This is a genomic window from Pilibacter termitis (assembly GCF_900167335.1).
Classification (GTDB): Bacteria; Bacillota; Bacilli; order Lactobacillales; family Streptococcaceae; genus Pilibacter; species Pilibacter termitis.
Genome location: NZ_FUXI01000023.1, coordinates 21,419 through 37,812, shown reverse-complemented (window position 1 = coordinate 37,812; position 16,394 = coordinate 21,419). Strand labels below are relative to the sequence as shown.

The following is a 16,394-nucleotide window of genomic DNA, read 5'->3' as shown; positions in this document are numbered from 1 at the left end:
AATCTTTGATTCTTAGAAAGACTGTATGCGAAACGAAGTGTAGTAGCAAGTAAACGGCACGGCTCACTGCCACAGACTTCAAAACGCCCCACTCCGCTTTTCGGCTTATGTACCAAACTTTTGAGTGTAGGGGGCTCAAAAGTTTAGAGTTTGGGGTTATCCTAGTTTGTCGCCTATTTTTATTTTTTGTCCTACGCCGTTTAAAAATTCTTGAATGTTCATTTTGCTTTTACCTGCAAGCTGAACTTCTTCTAGTGCGACAACTTGTTGGTCGCCTGCGATAATCCACAAGCTATTTTTTTCTCGTTTAACAACTTCTCCTACTTCTCCTGTCGCTTGTGCAACTGGGAGGGTAGCTTTGTAGATTTTCAGACGTTTTTCTTCCCATGTCGTATGTGCAACTGGAAAAGGGTGGAGTCCGCGAATTTGATTGAACACACTTCTTGCCGATTTGCTCCAATCTATCACTTCTTGCTCACGTGTAATATTCGGGCTAAAGCTCACCTTTGTTTCGTCTTGAGCAATCCCTTGAATCTTTCCAGCAAGATAATCCTCTAATATTTCTAGCAATAAATTTCGACCTAAAAGAGACAATTTTTCAAACATCACCCCGACATCATCACTATCTGTAATCGGAATTGAACGACTTGCCAGCATATCGCCTGCGTCCATTTGTTTGACCATTTCCATAATCGTCACGCCAATTTCTTCATCGCCATTCATAATTGCATAATGCACGGGTGCTCCGCCACGATATTTCGGCAAAAGTGAAGCATGAACATTTATCGCACCAACTTTTGCGTGGTGCAACAATTTCTCAGGCAAAAATTGTCCAAATGCTGCGGTGATAATCAAATCAAATTCCGTCTGCATGAGAATTTCTAGCTCTTCGCTTTTGGAAATCAGCTCTGGTTGCAACACACGTAGCCCATTTTTTTCCGCACAAACTTTGACAGGTGGCGGTGTCAAAACTTTTTTTCGACCGACAGGTCTATCAGGTTGTGTGACCACAAAAGAAATCTCCACACCACTTTTTACTAAACCTTCTAAAATAGGTACTGCAAACTGTGGAGTTCCCATAAATACTACTTTAGTCATTGTGTTCTTCCTCATATTTTTGGTAATAATCTTCTAGCTCTTCTTCTGGAATCCGCTCAATCATTTTTTCTGTAAATAAAATACCGTCCAAATGGTCTACTTCGTGCTGAATCGCTCGAGCTAAAAAACCTGATGCCTCCATTTCCACAAAGTTGCCACTTCGCTCATGAAATTCAACGACAATTTCTTCCGCACGTTCTACTGTACCAAAGACATGAGGAATACTCAAACACCCTTCAACAAAAATATCACTCCCACTTTTTTTCGTGATTACTGGGTTAATCAACGTAAACAATTCGTCCTCTGGCGTTAATTGCACGAGAGCTACTCGTTTTCTACTGGAAACTTGAGGAGCTGCAATGCCAATTCCGTCGTTTTCCACCATGGTTTCGTACATATCGTCCAAAAGTTTTTCTAACTTTTCATCTACTACTTCAATAACTTCTGTTTTTCTATGCAGACTTTTGTCTGGTGCTTTCACTACCTCTAAAATCATTTTTTAATTCTCCCTCTACCTATAAAATATTCAGTGTTACATAAAACTCAACGGTTCTCGGTCAATTGAAATCGTTAAACCTCGCAAACTTTCCTGCTGCATTTCTTCCAAAATTTCCTTTAGGACAATTTCTAAACGTTCCTCTTTTTTATATTTTATCAAAAGTTGATAAAAATATTGATTGTTCACACGTGCAATAGATTTCGGACTTGGACCTAAAACCGTTGCAGTATCACTTAAAGACTGCTTAATTCTCAAAAAAATTTCATACATTGCTTTCGATGCAAGATTTTCTTCTTTGTGACTTGCCGTAATTTGCACGGTAAAATAAAACGGAGGATAACCTGCAAGATGTCGCAAGCCCATTTCTTTTCGATAAAAATCTTCATAATCTTGTTTTTTTGCATACTCAATGGCATAATGCGTTGGATTGTAGGTTTGGATAAGTACCTCACCTTGTTTTTGTCCACGTCCTGCACGACCTGCCACCTGTGTCAACAACTGAAACGTCCGCTCACTCGCTCGAAAATCTGGCAAATTTAACCCCGTATCCGCATTTAGCACGCCTACAAGGGTAACATTTTCAAAGTCAAGCCCTTTGGCAATCATTTGTGTGCCAAGCAAAACATCTGCCTCTTTGTTGCCAAATCGCTCTAATAATTTCTCATGAGCCCCTTTTTTTCTCGTAGTATCCACGTCCATTCGCAAAATCCGTAAATGCGGCAAATGCTCCAATAACTCCTGCTCTGCCTTTTGCGTTCCAGTACCATAGTAACGGATTCGTTTGCTGTTGCAATTGCCACAAGAGTTTGGAATCCCTTCTTCATGCCCACAATAGTGGCAACGCATAGTTTTCGTATCCATATGCAAAGTCAAGGAAATGTCACAATTCGGGCATTTTAGCACGAAACCACAATCACGACAAAGCATAAAACTAGAAAATCCACGACGATTGAGCAATAAAACTGCCTGCTCTCCTTTTGAAGTAACTTCACTTATTCTTTCCAAAAGTCGCTTAGTGTAAATATTTGTACCACTTTGACCAAATTCCTCACGAAAATCAACGACTTCCACATTTGGTAATTGGGCGCCATTTACTGCTCTTTGGGTTAAAAGCAACAATTCATAGACATTTTTATATGCTCTCGCTCGACTTTCTAGGCTTGGCGTTGCACTGCCTAAAACGACTGGACAATGATGATAAATCCCTCGCCAAATCGCAATATCACGAGCATGGTAACGTGGAGCATTGTCTTGTTTGTAGACTGCCTCATGCTCTTCATCTATGATAATGACACCAATATTTTCAAGCGGTGCAAATACGGCACTTCTCGCTCCGACTACTACTTTTGCTTTGCCTGCCTCCACACGTCGCCATTCATCATATTTTTCCCCCATTGAAAGAGCGGAATGAAGAACCGCCACATCATCACCAAATCGGCTTTTAAAACGACTCGCCATTTGCGGTGTCAACGAAATTTCTGGCACAAGCATCATCGCTGTTTTCCCCTGCTCAAGAACATTGGCAATCACTTGCAAATAAACCTCCGTTTTTCCACTTCCTGTAATTCCCTCAAGTAGAAAAACTTTGGAATTTTCCTCATCTGCCGCTTGTAAAATTTTCTCCGTTGCAATTTTTTGCTCAGCATTTAATTTCATCGCACTTGTTGGAAGAATTTTCGCATCTTTAAATGGATTTCTTCTGACTTCTTGAGCAAAAATTTCCACCCATTTTTTATCTTGTGCAGTTTTTAACGTACTAGACGAAATACCCTCCGTTGACAATTCTTTCGCTGAAAAAATAGTTCGTTCGTTTTCTGAAAAAAACTCTAACAATCGTTTTTGTTGCTTAGCTGATACTCTTACATTTGCCAATTCTTTGGACAATTCTTCACTAGAGAGCAACAAACGCACCATACGCTCAGTTTTTATCGTTTCTTTTGAGGTGGCAAGATATTTCAAATCCACCAATCCCTCTTTTCTCAAACGTAAAAACAAAGGCAATTGTCCATTTTCCTGCACTTCTTTAAACGAAAGATCTGGTTTTCCATTAAAATATTCGCTCGCCGACTCATCCGTTGGAATAATGAATTTTTCATACTTACTCTTTAACATCGCAGGTAACATTGTCTGCATACACGAAATCTTAAAAGAAAACGTAGAGTTTTTCATAAAATCCGCAAGGGAAAGCAACTCCTCATTTAAAACAGGAGCAATATCTAACACTTCTTGAATTTCTTTGATTTCTTCTAAATCACATTCATCTTGAAAACCAACGACAAAGCCCATAATCAAACGATTGCCATTTCCAAATGGAACATGAACACGCATACCACACATCAAATCTTGCTCAAATTCTTTTGGAATACGATAAGTATAAGGCATATCCGTCTGAAAAGCTGGCACATCTACAATTACTTCAGCAAACACTTTCTCACCTCCCTCTTTTTTTAGTGGTATCTCTAAAGGAAAAAGTTTGAAACAAAAATGCTCCAAACTCCTTTCCGTTACATATTGCCTTGTTCTTCTTCGATTTGCTTTTTGAGCTTTTCTTGTTCCTCTTCAGCAATTTTACGTCTCGCTTCTTCTTCTTTGCGAATAAGCTCACGTTTTCCTTCAGGATCTGGATGATTGGTTACTGTTCCTGCTTCAATTTCTTCAAGTGCCTTTAAAACTGGCTTAACTGACTGAAAGCTCTCCATAGTCGGCATATTGCCAGCCTCAAGCTCATGAGCTCGCTTGCTAGATAAAATCACAAGCGAATATTTTGAATTAACTTTGTCTAATAACGTATCAATAGATGGTTTTAACATCATAGGGAAAGTCCTCCTTATTTTTTTGAAATATGTTTAGGGTACCTCTAATTAAACGCTAAATTCTTCTAGCATTTCTTTATACTTGCCAATCACACGGTTGACACGAAAATGTTCGCTTTTGATAATGTTTTTCACACGTTCTGCTGCGTGATGTACTTCGTCATTGACAACGGCATAGTCATAGAGGCTCATCATTTCAATTTCCTCTCTGGCGGTTTGCATACGCTGTTCAATCACTTCTGGCGAATCTGTGCCACGACCTGTGATTCGTTTTCTCAATTCGGCTAAATCTGGCGGTGTTAAAAAGATAAACACACCATCAGGTGCTTTTTCTTTCACTTGTAAAGCACCTTTCACCTCGATTTCAAGGAAAACATCTTTTCCTTTGTCTAACGTTTCGTTTACATATTTAAGTGGGGTACCATAATAGTTGCCAACATACTCAGCATACTCTAGCATTTCCCCGTTTTCAATCATTTTTTCAAATTCTTCACGACTGATAAAATGGTAGTCTACACCATCTACTTCGCCCTCTCTTTTGGCTCTAGTCGTTGCTGAAACCGAATATTCAAATGAATGGCTCGGTGTATCAAAAATTTCTTTTCGTACCGTTCCCTTTCCGACGCCGCTAGGCCCAGAGAAAACAATTAGCAAACCTCGTGTCATATTACCCTCACTTTTAAAAATATATTTAGATTGATAATAACACGCAAAAGCAGGTTGTGTAAAGTAATTCTTTAAGGCTAGCCTAAATTAAGACGACAAAATCGTTATTTTCTATAAGGCTACTTTTAAAAGCCCATATCTGATAATTTTTGTACAACACCTTCGGCTAATCCTTTGCGTTTCATTTCTTTATCCATTGGGTTGTCAACCTCACGCACGTCCACACGCACAACGTATTGACGATCAAGCGTGATAAATTGATCATCCACGAATAAATACAAATGTTTTTCGCTCACTTTTGTACAAGCGTCCTCCCAAACATCAAATGGTTCTTTTTCTGAATAAACCTCTTTTTTTACTAAAACACGGTCATTTAACACGTGAAATGCTACATTATAATATTTGCCCATTTTGGTTTTCTCCTTGTCTTTTGTCTAGCTGCGAGGGGCTGAAGTTTGGCAACTGTTCACAATGTCGCTTGAAGCTTCGCTTCAATGCTAGTCTTTCAAGAATCTTTGATTCTTAGAAAGACTGTATGCGAAACGAAGTGTAGTAGTAAATAAACGATGTGGTTCGCTGTCACCAACTCCTGAACGCCCCGCTCGCTTTTCTTTGTCTAGCTGCGAGGGGCAGGAGGTTGGTCGCTGTTCGCAACGTCGCTCGAAACTCCGTTTCGAGTAAATGAACGACGTGACTCACTACGACAACCTCCTGAACGCCCCGCTCGCTTTTCTCTGTCTAGCTGCGAGGGGCTGAAGTCTGGTGGCTGTTCGCTGTGCCGCTTGAAACTTCGTTTCAAGCAAGTAAACGGCACGGCTCACTGCCACAGACTTCAAAACGCCCCTCTTCGCTTTTCGTGCTACTTCTCGTTTGCGAGTTCTTTTCTTAGTTTTTCAAATTCTTCGTTTGATAGCGTGATTCCTTTACCCATTTTGCTGTGGTCTGGACTCCATGCTCGCAAATCATATTTTGCCTCGGCACCGTTGAAACTTACACGATTCAGCTCTTTCGTCCATCCTTTTGCGTTTTCGCTCAATACGAGTAATTGCTCCTCAATTTTAAATGTAAATTCTGTCATGTAAAAATTCCTCCCATAAAATTAAAATCGTATCTAGTGGAAAAATCATTCCTACTCTTAAAATACGCTTTTTTCTTTCGTTTGCACTATTTATATTATAAATCTCTTTTAATTTTTCTGCTCGCTTATTGTCGCTTAATAAGAAAAATTGTTGATAATATTCATTTGTCCACTCAAACATTGACTTTACAACAGGTAAAGTTGATTCATTTTGATTGAGTTCTAAAACAAATTCTTCCAAAGAATACATTCTAAGTGGAGAGAGATTTGCATTTTTTCCGAGCAATTCCAATAACGCTAACGGAAGATTTTCACGAAAGACTTCCGATTTATAAACTTTCTCAACTTTTGCAAATAAACTATTTTCCTCAATCTCAAGCGGAGAAGTCGCAACAAATTCTTGCCACAAACTTTGCAATTTCTCCTCCAGATTTTCCTCAACAAGCGTGTACCAATACCCAAATGCCAATGAATACCGTCTGTAAGCCTCGAGATACCCCAGTTGAATGTTGTCGCTACTTCGCAATGAATCAAAATGCAAAATCGCCCCCAACGTCCAAGCCGAACGAAACATTTCAATCGCCGTCACTTCTTTTGGAGCGATTAATTTCGTTTTATCTATTCCGGGACCTTGCACATCTATTGCAACAATACGATTTGCCCCTAGATTTTCTGCTATATCTATCGGCAAATTATTGCGATAACCACCGTCAATATAATATTTTCCCTGAATTTCCTTTGCCTCCATAATTGGAAAAAAACTTCCTGAGGCAATCAACCAATCCACCCATTCTTTACGAGGTTTCTCTTTGAGATTTACAACGACCTCTTCCATACTCGGAAATTCAACCGTCACAATAAAAATTTTTCTATCTGATTTTGCCATTTTATCAAAATCATAATATTTTTTTATCGTCTCATAAATCGGTGCTACTGAAATACCTGTTTCCTTGACACTTGTAACGCCCATTTTTGCAACACTTTTAAGCATACTCGTCATGCTCTCCTGAATGTCTTCTCCTTGATCAAAATCTAAAATATTCTCTGTCCCAATTTCCTCCCAAAGCTCCGTAGCACGCTCTAACCCACCACTATCAAAAAGCCCAGCACTTGCCGCTCCAATACTTGTTCCTGTGACAATTTCTGCATCAAATCCATGCTCCTCAAAAAATTTCCACACCCCGATTGCATAGCTCCCTCTTGCTCCTCCACCACCAAATACATAGGCATTAACGGAACAAATAGATTTCTGAAACCCTCTATTATTCTTTTCAAAACCAAACTTAGTCAGCTGTTCTGCTTGATCGGGCGACAACTCTTTTTCCAATTGTAAACAAAGAAAATCCACTTCCATTGTGCGTGCTATTTTCTCTAGCGTAGTAAAAAGCATTTCCCAACTCACGTTAGAAGTCTGCAATAAAACAACACTTTTGACAATTAGCTTGTCCTTCTCTACTTTTGCACGCAAAATTCCGCACAAATTTTCCTTATCAAAAATACCAATTGCCAACTCCTCACTACGAGGTTTAGTCAAAGAAGTATCCATATAATTTTGCCTTAAAACTAGTCGAAGAATTTCACTAAGTTCAAGTGTCAAACTCTCAAAAAACGGCAAAACACCCCAACCATTCATACGAAACTCATCTAATTTTTCTACTTCACTTGCTCTTAGAAATCTTGTTTTCATGGAAAACCTCATTTATTTTTTTATGGGCACCTCTAAAAACTCCGCTTAAAACTAGCAATTTAGGATAAGTGCGAGTTTTTAGAGTTGCCCTTACATTACCTTTATTTTACACCTCTTTTACTTTTCTTTAAATGAATACACTACATCTTGCACTTAAAACATTCACATTGTATAATGAATTTCACATCTTGGTAGTTAAGGAGAGGCGAATGGAACAGAAAAAATTACATCTTAGAGAATCTGCACGTAATTTTTTGTTGCAATTTCTTGATGATGAAAAAGAAGATTTCACCAGTGTTTTAAACACATTAACATATGCTGAACAAAATAAAAACTATACGGTTCTTCAAGTAGAAACGGAAAATCAAAAAATTGAAACGTTAGCAGGTTGGATTGTCAAAATCAATGATCTGGATACAATCGTTTTAAAAGTGATAAAAGCAAACACTTTTTTAGTGATTCGCATGAAAAACATTCGGAAAATCAGTATCCGGAAGTAAAGAGTTTTCTCTTGCAATAACTTCTATTTTAGCTTACTCTTAATTTATAGTAGATTAAATAAAATAGAATAGAGGCATTCTTATGAACCAAGAAATCAAAAAGTTCAAAGCAAATGGTATTACAGCTCTTATCGAAAAAGTAAGCCAGTATGCAGAAGAAAACAAGCTCACGATTGTTTCCATTTCTCATGAAAGAAGTAACTCAGTTATGGGAGACGAAATTCGTGCGATTGTCGTATTTAACAAATAATAAAAAGGTTGTAACACATTCACGAAAGAATAGGTTACAACCTTTTTATTTAGGTTAGACTCTATACATAAAACTCTAGTTTTTGTTTTTCAATTGTTAATTGATGCACTTTGTTAAATATACTAATCATATGCTGTTCATTGAAATCATATTCCCAGTGGAATAACTCTGTTAAGTGTTTTTTGGTTTTCAACAAAGAACAAGTATAAATAATCAAATCGTACTGGTCTGAGTTTTCCTCGCAATATTCATAAAGCTCAACGTTACGGAAATTTTGCAAGCCTGCAATAATTCTTGGACGAAATGCAACGTCATTTTCCATAAATAATGCAACATGGACTTTTTGAGTATTTTGTCTTACTTTTTTCATATAGTAGAAAAGCACTCTTCCTACACGGTCGATATAAAACTCTACATCCAAATGTTTAAATGCCCGCTGAAATTTCATGCTGTTATTATTATAATATTTGCGAACCATTTCCTTTGTGTAAATGTAATTTCGATTGTTTTCCATTGCAATGCCTGTAAAATATTCTGTCGTTGGATAAGGATTTGGCACAACGTAGAAAAAGTAATTTTCATAAAGCAACTCTTCCATAAAGTCCTCCAGATGTTCCTCAACCACTGGCAATTTATGCTTTTCAATCAACTCCTCGCACATTTCTCTTGTAAATCTTGCGAGAAAATCATTGCTTTCATAGAAATTTTCAATCCCAATTGTATTGGAAAACTGAAATTTCTCATGAATCGTATATTTGCGGAACGTGCTGGTTAAAACCATTTGATGGAACTCTTTTTTCCTGTCTTCTTCTGTACGAAAAGGCAGACAGTCAAAGTTTTCAATACGTTTGAACGCAGGTATTTTTTCTTTAAATTCTGCCAAGCGTAGCGGTACATCAAAAACATGACCTTGCTGGTAGCGAATAGCAGAAATAATCAACCCAAAACGCACTTCCTCACGTGTAATCAACTCTTGACCATTTTGAATGAGGTATTCTTCTAAATATTGATCTTGTGAATGAATTTCCATTTGGAACGGCCAATAATTTCCGCGAATCCCTATCCAAATTGCTCGGTATAAAAACATCCGAACTTTTCCCTCGTCGCCTACAATATTAATAGGATTGTGCGTAAACCTAAGACCAAATTTTCTGACAAATCCTACTAACTTACTCATCCGTCGTGTGACAGTAGATTGTGCGTAGTCATATTTTTTACAAAATTCATCAATGGACATTTCCTCCATATTTAACACACTTAAAAGAAAATTAAATGGTGGAGAATCTTGTAATAAATACGCACGATACTTGTCAACCTGCGGAAGAAATTTTGTCGTTTGAATATCCCCTGTTTTGTAAATGAAACTATCCTCATCAAAACCAAATCTATCAAAGTCATCTTTGATTTCATTCAAGATACGAATGATTTGATGATAAGTCAAATTCATCGTCTCCTGTATGGTATTCAAGCTGTGAATCCCCTCGCCAAGAAAATTAATTTCCTTTAGCAGCTCAACTCTTCTTTTCTCGTTTTCCTTTAAAAACAACTCATCAAATAGCATTTCTTTCTACCCCTTTTCACCCTTTTTTTAGAAAAAAATTAATCTAACGAGATAACAAAAGAATAACCATATGAAAAAGCATGACATACGGACAATAACATACATTTCCCCAAAATAGTATCCCCCTTGTTACCCATATGCAAATTATACATCATTTTTGGAAAAAATTAATCTTTTACATATTTTTTAAAAACAAATATCTGTTTTTATAAGATATTTTGTATTTTTTTAGTAACGTCATTAAGTTTTCATGATAATCTACCTTTTATTTGCTTGTTTTTTCTAATTAAAGAAGGTTAAATAAAAAGAAGGTAGAAAAATCCATTCTACCCTCTTTTTAGAGGTTCACTTAAAAAAATTACTTCTCCTTCACCTGTACACGAATCACTGCGGTTACCTCGTGATGTAATTTCACAGGTACGTTGGTAAATCCAAGCGAACGAATTGGGTTGTCTAATTCCATTTTACGTTTGTCAATTTTCAAATTGAACTGCTTTTCAATCGCCTCAGCAATTTGTTTTGTCGGAATAGAACCAAACAAACGACCATCCTCTCCAGCTTTAGCTGTAATGACTACAACTGTTTTCTCGTCCTCAATGACACCTTTCAATTGTTTTGCCTCTGCCAACACTTCTGCGTCATGCTTTTCTTTCGCTTTTTGTTGCCCACGCAACTCGCTCATTGCACTATTGCTCGCCTCTTTTGCTAACCCTTTTTTCAGCAAAAAGTTATTCGCATAGCCAGTTGGTACTTCTTTTACTTCTCCTTTTTTTCCTTTTCCCTTCACATCTTGTAAAAATATCACTTTCATAAATTCACACTTCCTTCTATACTAATTTTTATTGTAAATATCATCCTTTTTCAGTTCAATCGCCTCAACTAATTTCGCCTTAGCAGCAGATGTAGTGATTTCTTTCATCTGGACTGCTGCGTTATTGAAATGTCCGCCACCGCCGAGTTTTTCCATAAGTACCTGCACGTTCACTTTTCCTTTACTTCTAGCGGAAATACCCACGGTCTCATGATTTCTTCGACTAATGACAAATGTTGCCTCCACGCCATTGAGTGAAAGAATGGTATCTGCTGCTTTCGCATTTGTCACGCTATCATACACTTTATCATCATCACCACAAGCGATAATCATCTCTTCAGTTATTTTTTCATTGGAAGAAATTAATTCATTCATTTCCATATAACTTTGCAAATCACTTGATAGCAATGCCTGAACTTTACTATTGTCCGCTCCCATGCTCCGCAAGAAACTCGCTGTATCAAACGTTCTACTTGTCGTACGCATTTGAAAACTTTTAGTATCAACCACAATTCCCGCCATTAATAACGTTGCCTCAATTCTAGAAATACGAGTGGTTTTTGTTGATTGATATTGAATCAATTCGGTAATCAATTCACTTGCACTACTTGCTCCACTTTCAATATAACTTAAAAGTGGACTTTGAGGAAATTCATCACTTCGTCTATGGTGGTCAATGACAATGATTTTTTCAAATAAACTATACACTTCTTTTGAAATCGAAAGTACAGGTTTATTATAATCTACCATTACAAGCAAACTATTTTCTCTACGATTTTCTTTGACATATTCTGGCGTAACAACGCAATCAAATAATTCAGGGTATTCTTTGATTTCCTCCATGCAACGCTCTACATCATGAATAAATTGTTTACTATCCAATACAACATACGCTGTTTTCCCAAACATTCGTGCAAGATAGAGCATACCAAATGAGGCACCGATTGCATCCATATCTGGAAAACGATGTCCCATGATATAAACTTCCTCGGTATCTTGTAAAATACCTTTCAAAGCAGTTGCCATGGCTCTCGTTCTTACGCGAGTACGTTTCACAACAGAATCACTTTTTCCACCGAAATAAAGTGGTTTACTCGTTTCTACATCTTCTTTCACCACCACTTGATCTCCCCCACGAACAAGGGCTATCTCAAGATTATTATTGGCAATTTCTCCGATATATTTAGGAGAAGCCATACCAAAGCCTACGCCAATAGAAAGAGTGAGCGGTGTGTTATTTTCAACCATTTTCTCTCTGAAGTCATCAATCAATTGGAAATTTTGATTCATCATATTTTTCAAGATTTTATAGCGAGCAACGAAGAAATATTTTTCCCTGTTCAATCTTTTCGAGAATACTTTATGTTCATTCAACCAATCACTGACAATTGAAGTAATCATACTATTTAATATTGAGGTTTCTTTTTCCTCCATATTTTCTGTTACATCATCATAATTGTCAACAGAAATCACACCTACAACGAGCTGACGATTTTGGATTTCTTGACGTAGAGATTGTTCATTACTTACATCAATAAAATAAATCAGCCCTTCTTCTTTATGGATATAAAAGTAATATTGTTTTTCACCAATATCCATAAAATTTTTCTCTTGTTCATTCAGTGCAAGAATTTCTCGTATTTTCTCGCTATTTAATTCTTCCTGCTGACCTGTAAATACATAATCAGCATAAGGATTGAGCCAAAGAAGTGCTTGATTTTCACGATTGTATCGCAATACCCCAAGTGGCATTGTTTCTAACACTTGCTTTGTACTTTCCTCTGCATAATCAGTCACTTGCCGAATCACTTCTCGATTTTCTATGTGCATAGCTCCCATTATTCTCCAAGTGAAATAATAGATACCCATTGCTATGACAAAAATCCAAATCAAAATCATCCATTGATACGGAAAAATAAGAATTCCAAAAATGATTAAGAAAAGAGCAAGAGTAACAAAAATCAGTATTTCCTTTCTCGTAGGTTTCTTCATATACCTCCACCTCCAATCGTTGATATTTTTCTATTACTATATTTTACCATAATTTTTATAATACTGGCGAACATTCTTATATGTAAATATCTAAAAACTCGCACTTATACTAAATTGCTAATTTTCAACGAATCTTTGAGTTATAAAAAATGTTATAAAGCGAGGTTGTAGCAGTAAATAATTATTATAGTTCACTGCGATAAACTACTAAAAAAAGAGGAATGTTTCACGTGAAACACTCCTCTTAACTATTTACTGATTAATCTTCTTGAACGAATGGAAGTAATCCCATAATACGTGCACGTTTGATTGCAACAGTTAATTTACGTTGATTTTTTGCACCTGTACCTGTCACACGACGAGGTAAGATTTTTCCACGTTCAGAAATGAAACGTTTCAACAATTCAACATCTTTATAATCTACATACTCAATTTTGTTAGCAGCGATGAAGTCAACTTTTTTGCGACGACGACCGCCACCACGACGACGTTGTGGTTGTACCATTGTATTTTCCTCCTTTAGTAGTTTCGCTTAGAATGGTAAATCATCATCCGGAATATCTATCGGTGAATCTCCACCAAACATATCATCTCGTGCGAAGTTCGGTTGTTGATTACTTGCAGCAGTCTGAACTGGTGGTGTTTGATTCGTGTAATTCGCTTGAGGAGCATTTTGTTGTTGCATTCCACCAAAATTGTTGCCATTGTCAAATCCACGTTGCTCATTTGACCCACGACTTTCAAGGAATGTAAAATTATCTGCTACTACTTCAGTAACATACACACGCTGTCCCTGTTGATTTTCGTAATTTCTCGTTTGAATACGACCCGTTACGCCAATCAATGAACCTTTACGCGTATATTGCGAAATAGTTTCCGCAGTTTTTCCCCATGCCACGACATTGATAAAATCTGCTTCACGCTGTCCTTGTGCGTTTGTGAATTGACGGTTTACTGCAAGAGTAAAAGTCGCCACTGCACGTCCGCTACCTGTATAACGTAATTCAGCATCTTTTGTTAATCTACCAGCTAAAACAACATTATTAATCATACCGCACCTCCTTTTCATTTCTTGATTGTTTCACGTGAAACAATTTCCATCAGTATTAAATTAAGCCTCTAATTTAACAATCATGTGACGCAAGATATCGTCATTGATTTTTGCTAAACGATCAAATTCATTGATTGCATTAGCAGTTGATAGAGCAGAAACGTTTACGATATGGTAGATTCCTTCACGGAATCCTTGAATTTCGTATGCTAAGCGACGTTTTTCCCAATCTTTAGACTCAGTGATTTCTCCACCGTTGTCTTTCAAAATCGTATCAAAACGTTCTACCAAAGCAGCTTTTGCTTCCTCATCAATGTTTGGACGAATCAAGTAAAGAATTTCGTAGTTTGTCATTGATTTTGCACCTCCTTATGGTCTATGACGCAAGAAAATTCCTTGCGTAAGGAGCAAGCTCTTTCGAGTTACTCACGAAAGTAAATTATACACCTTTTTCCCCCACTTGACAAGTTTTATATAACAAGAAAAGCAAAGAGGGGCGGTTTGAAGTCTGCAACAGCGAACCATGTCGTTTATTTACTACTACACTTCGTTTCGCATACAATCTTTCTAAGAACCAAAGATTCTTGAAAGACTAGCATTGAAGCGTAGCTTCAAGCGACATGGTGAGCAGTTGCCAGACTTCAGCCCCTCGTAGCTAGACAGAGAAAAGCGAAGAGGGGCGTTCAGGGTTTTGTCGTAGTGAGCCACAGCATTTACTTGCTGGAAACATAGTTTCCAGTGCTGTTGCGAACAGCGACCAAAAAAAAAACACGCTCATTCCCCCTAAGGAATAAACGTGCATTTCTCTTTTATCTCAATTTCCCATCTGGCGTTACAAGATAATAGGCTTGACCTGCCTTGTATTCACTTCTTGCACCGATTAATTGATTCAGTGTCACAAAAGTATAACCTTGTGCTTTCAACGCTGGCACAACTTGTTTCGTCCCCTCTACACTTGTCATATAAATATCGTGCATCAAAATGATACTACCGTCAAATGTATTCGCAGTAATCGTGTTATAAATCGCCGTAGGATTTTTACTTTGCCAATCAAGCGAGTCCACATTCCACAAAGCAATGCCACAATTTGCCTCTGTTGCAATTTGCTCATTGAACGCACCATAAGGCGGTCGCATCAAATTCGGACGTTTACCGATAATCTTTTCAATTACTTCTTCTGTATTATGAATTTCTTCTTTTTGCTTATCCGCAGAAAGAGTTGGTAAATTTAAATGATGATACGTGTGTGAAGCAATTTGGTTGCCATTATCATATGCTTGTTTCACAATATCAGGATACTTGCTCGCCTCACTTCCCAAAACGAAGAAAGTCGCAGGAATATTTTGCTCTTTCAAGTAAGCAAGTAACGCTGGTGTCGAAGTTGGACTTGGTCCGTCATCATACGTCAAAGCCACTAATTTTTTCCCTACCAATGATTGATCTTTCGATACGGTCATCTCAGTGGATTGAATTTTTTCTTCTGTCGTAGACGTAGCCATTTGTTTGGCTTTTTCAGTCACAAATTCTGGTTTGAGAATACTTGTCATCACCGCAAGTGGAATTTTATATTCTTTTATACTCGCATTTTTATTGTCAAATTGTTGCGGAGTGAAGAAAAGTGTTAAATTTTCTTCGTCTAGTAAGAAACGCTGATAATTTTGAACATCTGGAGTAAGTCCTTTTTTCAATGCCTCTTTATCCTCAGCATTTGCCTCTAATTTCTTATAAAGATATTCCGAAACTAATTTCAAACCATCCTGCTCTTGAAATACATCTGCAATCGTAACAATTTTTCCAGAAGTTAAATTGTATGTTCGAGTTTCCATTTCGGTTGATTGATTTTTTGAAGATGCAAGTTGCGTAATCATCTCATAGCGAAAACCAAGCAAATTTCCTGCTTTTGTCGTATCAAATGACATGAGAAACTCACTATTTTTTTTCTTTTTGTCGTCTATCTGATTTGCTTTTGCTTTAAACACGTTAATGTTACTTTCAGCAAAAGTTTTCAAATCTTGATTGATTGTTTCATTGTCAGTTTTTGGATAATCCACAACAATATGATACTCTTCATTTTCAAGAATGGAATGTTCTTCTACACCTTCTACCACTTTGCTCCTCACTTTATCTTCAAGACTTGCTTGAACGTGTAAATCTTCATTAGATTTCATCATGAAACCAGCAGTAACCCCAACAGATAAAGCAGCAATAATTGCCACACTCATTAATATTTTTGTTCTCAATTTCATCTACATTTTCCCTCTTCTACCTTTTTGACCTATGTTTCTATTTTAGTACAGAACCTACTTGTTTTACAACGAATATCATGTGGTTTCACATTTTTTTAATGTTTCACGTGAAACAATTTTTTCTAAAAGAAAAAACAACAGA

At 37.2% G+C, this 16,394-nt stretch carries 18 protein-coding genes; 2 read left to right on the top strand and 16 right to left on the bottom strand.

The window, feature by feature from the left end:
- Window positions 1–156: 156 nt before the first annotated feature.
- From fmt to B5D30_RS09745, 9 genes are all read right to left on the bottom strand, one after another.
- Window positions 157–1,098, bottom strand: a complete 942-nt coding sequence (gene fmt, locus B5D30_RS09780) for a methionyl-tRNA formyltransferase (protein WP_078807891.1) — start codon at window positions 1,096–1,098, stop codon at window positions 157–159.
- Entirely contained in the window at window positions 1,091–1,594 is a 504-nt protein-coding gene (def, locus tag B5D30_RS09775; RefSeq protein WP_078807890.1) for a peptide deformylase, read from the bottom strand. The genes fmt and def overlap by 8 nt, the downstream gene beginning before the upstream one ends.
- A gap of 36 nt (window positions 1,595–1,630) precedes the next feature.
- Complete coding sequence (priA, locus tag B5D30_RS09770; protein ID WP_268802115.1) at window positions 1,631–4,024, bottom strand: primosomal protein N'; 2,394 nt, start codon at window positions 4,022–4,024, stop codon at window positions 1,631–1,633.
- 77 nt (window positions 4,025–4,101) lie between these two features.
- Window positions 4,102–4,410: a DNA-directed RNA polymerase subunit omega gene (rpoZ, locus tag B5D30_RS09765; protein WP_078807889.1), complete on the bottom strand. Its 309-nt coding sequence runs from the start codon at window positions 4,408–4,410 to the stop codon at window positions 4,102–4,104.
- Between the two features lie 48 nt (window positions 4,411–4,458).
- On the bottom strand, window positions 4,459–5,076 hold the full coding sequence (gene gmk / locus B5D30_RS09760) for a guanylate kinase (protein WP_078807888.1): 618 nt from the start codon (window positions 5,074–5,076) through the stop codon (window positions 4,459–4,461).
- 125 nt (window positions 5,077–5,201) lie between these two features.
- Window positions 5,202–5,486 carry a hypothetical protein gene (locus B5D30_RS09755; RefSeq protein ID WP_078807887.1) on the bottom strand — a complete coding sequence of 95 codons (285 nt, stop codon included), beginning with the start codon at window positions 5,484–5,486 and terminating at the stop codon, window positions 5,202–5,204.
- Between the two features lie 288 nt (window positions 5,487–5,774).
- Window positions 5,775–5,912: a hypothetical protein gene (locus B5D30_RS13740; RefSeq protein ID WP_159443286.1), complete on the bottom strand. Its 138-nt coding sequence runs from the start codon at window positions 5,910–5,912 to the stop codon at window positions 5,775–5,777.
- Window positions 5,913–5,935: 23 nt separating this feature from the next.
- On the bottom strand, window positions 5,936–6,154 hold the full coding sequence (locus tag B5D30_RS09750; RefSeq protein ID WP_078807886.1) for a YdbC family protein: 219 nt from the start codon (window positions 6,152–6,154) through the stop codon (window positions 5,936–5,938).
- Window positions 6,135–7,841, bottom strand: a complete 1,707-nt coding sequence (locus tag B5D30_RS09745; RefSeq protein WP_159443285.1) for a patatin-like phospholipase family protein — start codon at window positions 7,839–7,841, stop codon at window positions 6,135–6,137. Before B5D30_RS09745 ends, B5D30_RS09750 begins: the two co-directional genes overlap by 20 nt.
- A 209-nt stretch (window positions 7,842–8,050) precedes the next feature.
- On the opposite strand from B5D30_RS09745, the gene B5D30_RS09740 reads away from it, so the two are divergent.
- Entirely contained in the window at window positions 8,051–8,341 is a 291-nt protein-coding gene (locus tag B5D30_RS09740; RefSeq protein WP_078807884.1) for a hypothetical protein, read from the top strand.
- Between the two features lie 82 nt (window positions 8,342–8,423).
- On the top strand, window positions 8,424–8,591 hold the full coding sequence (locus tag B5D30_RS13735) for a hypothetical protein (RefSeq protein WP_159443284.1): 168 nt from the start codon (window positions 8,424–8,426) through the stop codon (window positions 8,589–8,591).
- Window positions 8,592–8,652: 61 nt separating this feature from the next.
- Here the strand turns inward: B5D30_RS13735 and B5D30_RS09735 are convergent, their stop codons facing one another.
- The 7 genes from B5D30_RS09735 to B5D30_RS09705 all read right to left on the bottom strand — a co-directional run bounded on the left by B5D30_RS09735 (window position 8,653) and on the right by B5D30_RS09705 (window position 16,252).
- Window positions 8,653–10,152, bottom strand: a complete 1,500-nt coding sequence (locus tag B5D30_RS09735) for a helix-turn-helix domain-containing protein (RefSeq protein ID WP_078807883.1) — start codon at window positions 10,150–10,152, stop codon at window positions 8,653–8,655.
- A 358-nt stretch (window positions 10,153–10,510) separates the two neighbouring features.
- The gene (gene rplI / locus B5D30_RS09730; RefSeq protein WP_078807882.1) at window positions 10,511–10,963 is read right to left on the bottom strand and encodes a 50S ribosomal protein L9; all 453 of its coding nucleotides are present in this window, start codon (window positions 10,961–10,963) and stop codon (window positions 10,511–10,513) included.
- A 21-nt stretch (window positions 10,964–10,984) separates the two neighbouring features.
- A complete protein-coding gene (locus B5D30_RS09725; protein ID WP_078807881.1) occupies window positions 10,985–12,955 on the bottom strand; it encodes a DHH family phosphoesterase in 1,971 nt (656 codons plus the stop codon).
- A gap of 259 nt (window positions 12,956–13,214) precedes the next feature.
- On the bottom strand, window positions 13,215–13,460 hold the full coding sequence (gene rpsR, locus B5D30_RS09720) for a 30S ribosomal protein S18 (RefSeq protein WP_078807880.1): 246 nt from the start codon (window positions 13,458–13,460) through the stop codon (window positions 13,215–13,217).
- A gap of 27 nt (window positions 13,461–13,487) precedes the next feature.
- Window positions 13,488–14,006 (bottom strand): single-stranded DNA-binding protein, encoded by a 519-nt coding sequence (ssb, locus tag B5D30_RS09715; RefSeq protein WP_078807879.1) that lies wholly within the window; start codon window positions 14,004–14,006, stop codon window positions 13,488–13,490.
- A 60-nt stretch (window positions 14,007–14,066) separates the two neighbouring features.
- Window positions 14,067–14,360 (bottom strand): 30S ribosomal protein S6, encoded by a 294-nt coding sequence (rpsF, locus tag B5D30_RS09710; RefSeq protein WP_078807878.1) that lies wholly within the window; start codon window positions 14,358–14,360, stop codon window positions 14,067–14,069.
- A 455-nt stretch (window positions 14,361–14,815) separates the two neighbouring features.
- Window positions 14,816–16,252 (bottom strand): polysaccharide deacetylase family protein, encoded by a 1,437-nt coding sequence (locus B5D30_RS09705; protein ID WP_078807877.1) that lies wholly within the window; start codon window positions 16,250–16,252, stop codon window positions 14,816–14,818.
- Between the last annotated feature and the right edge of the window lie 142 nt (window positions 16,253–16,394).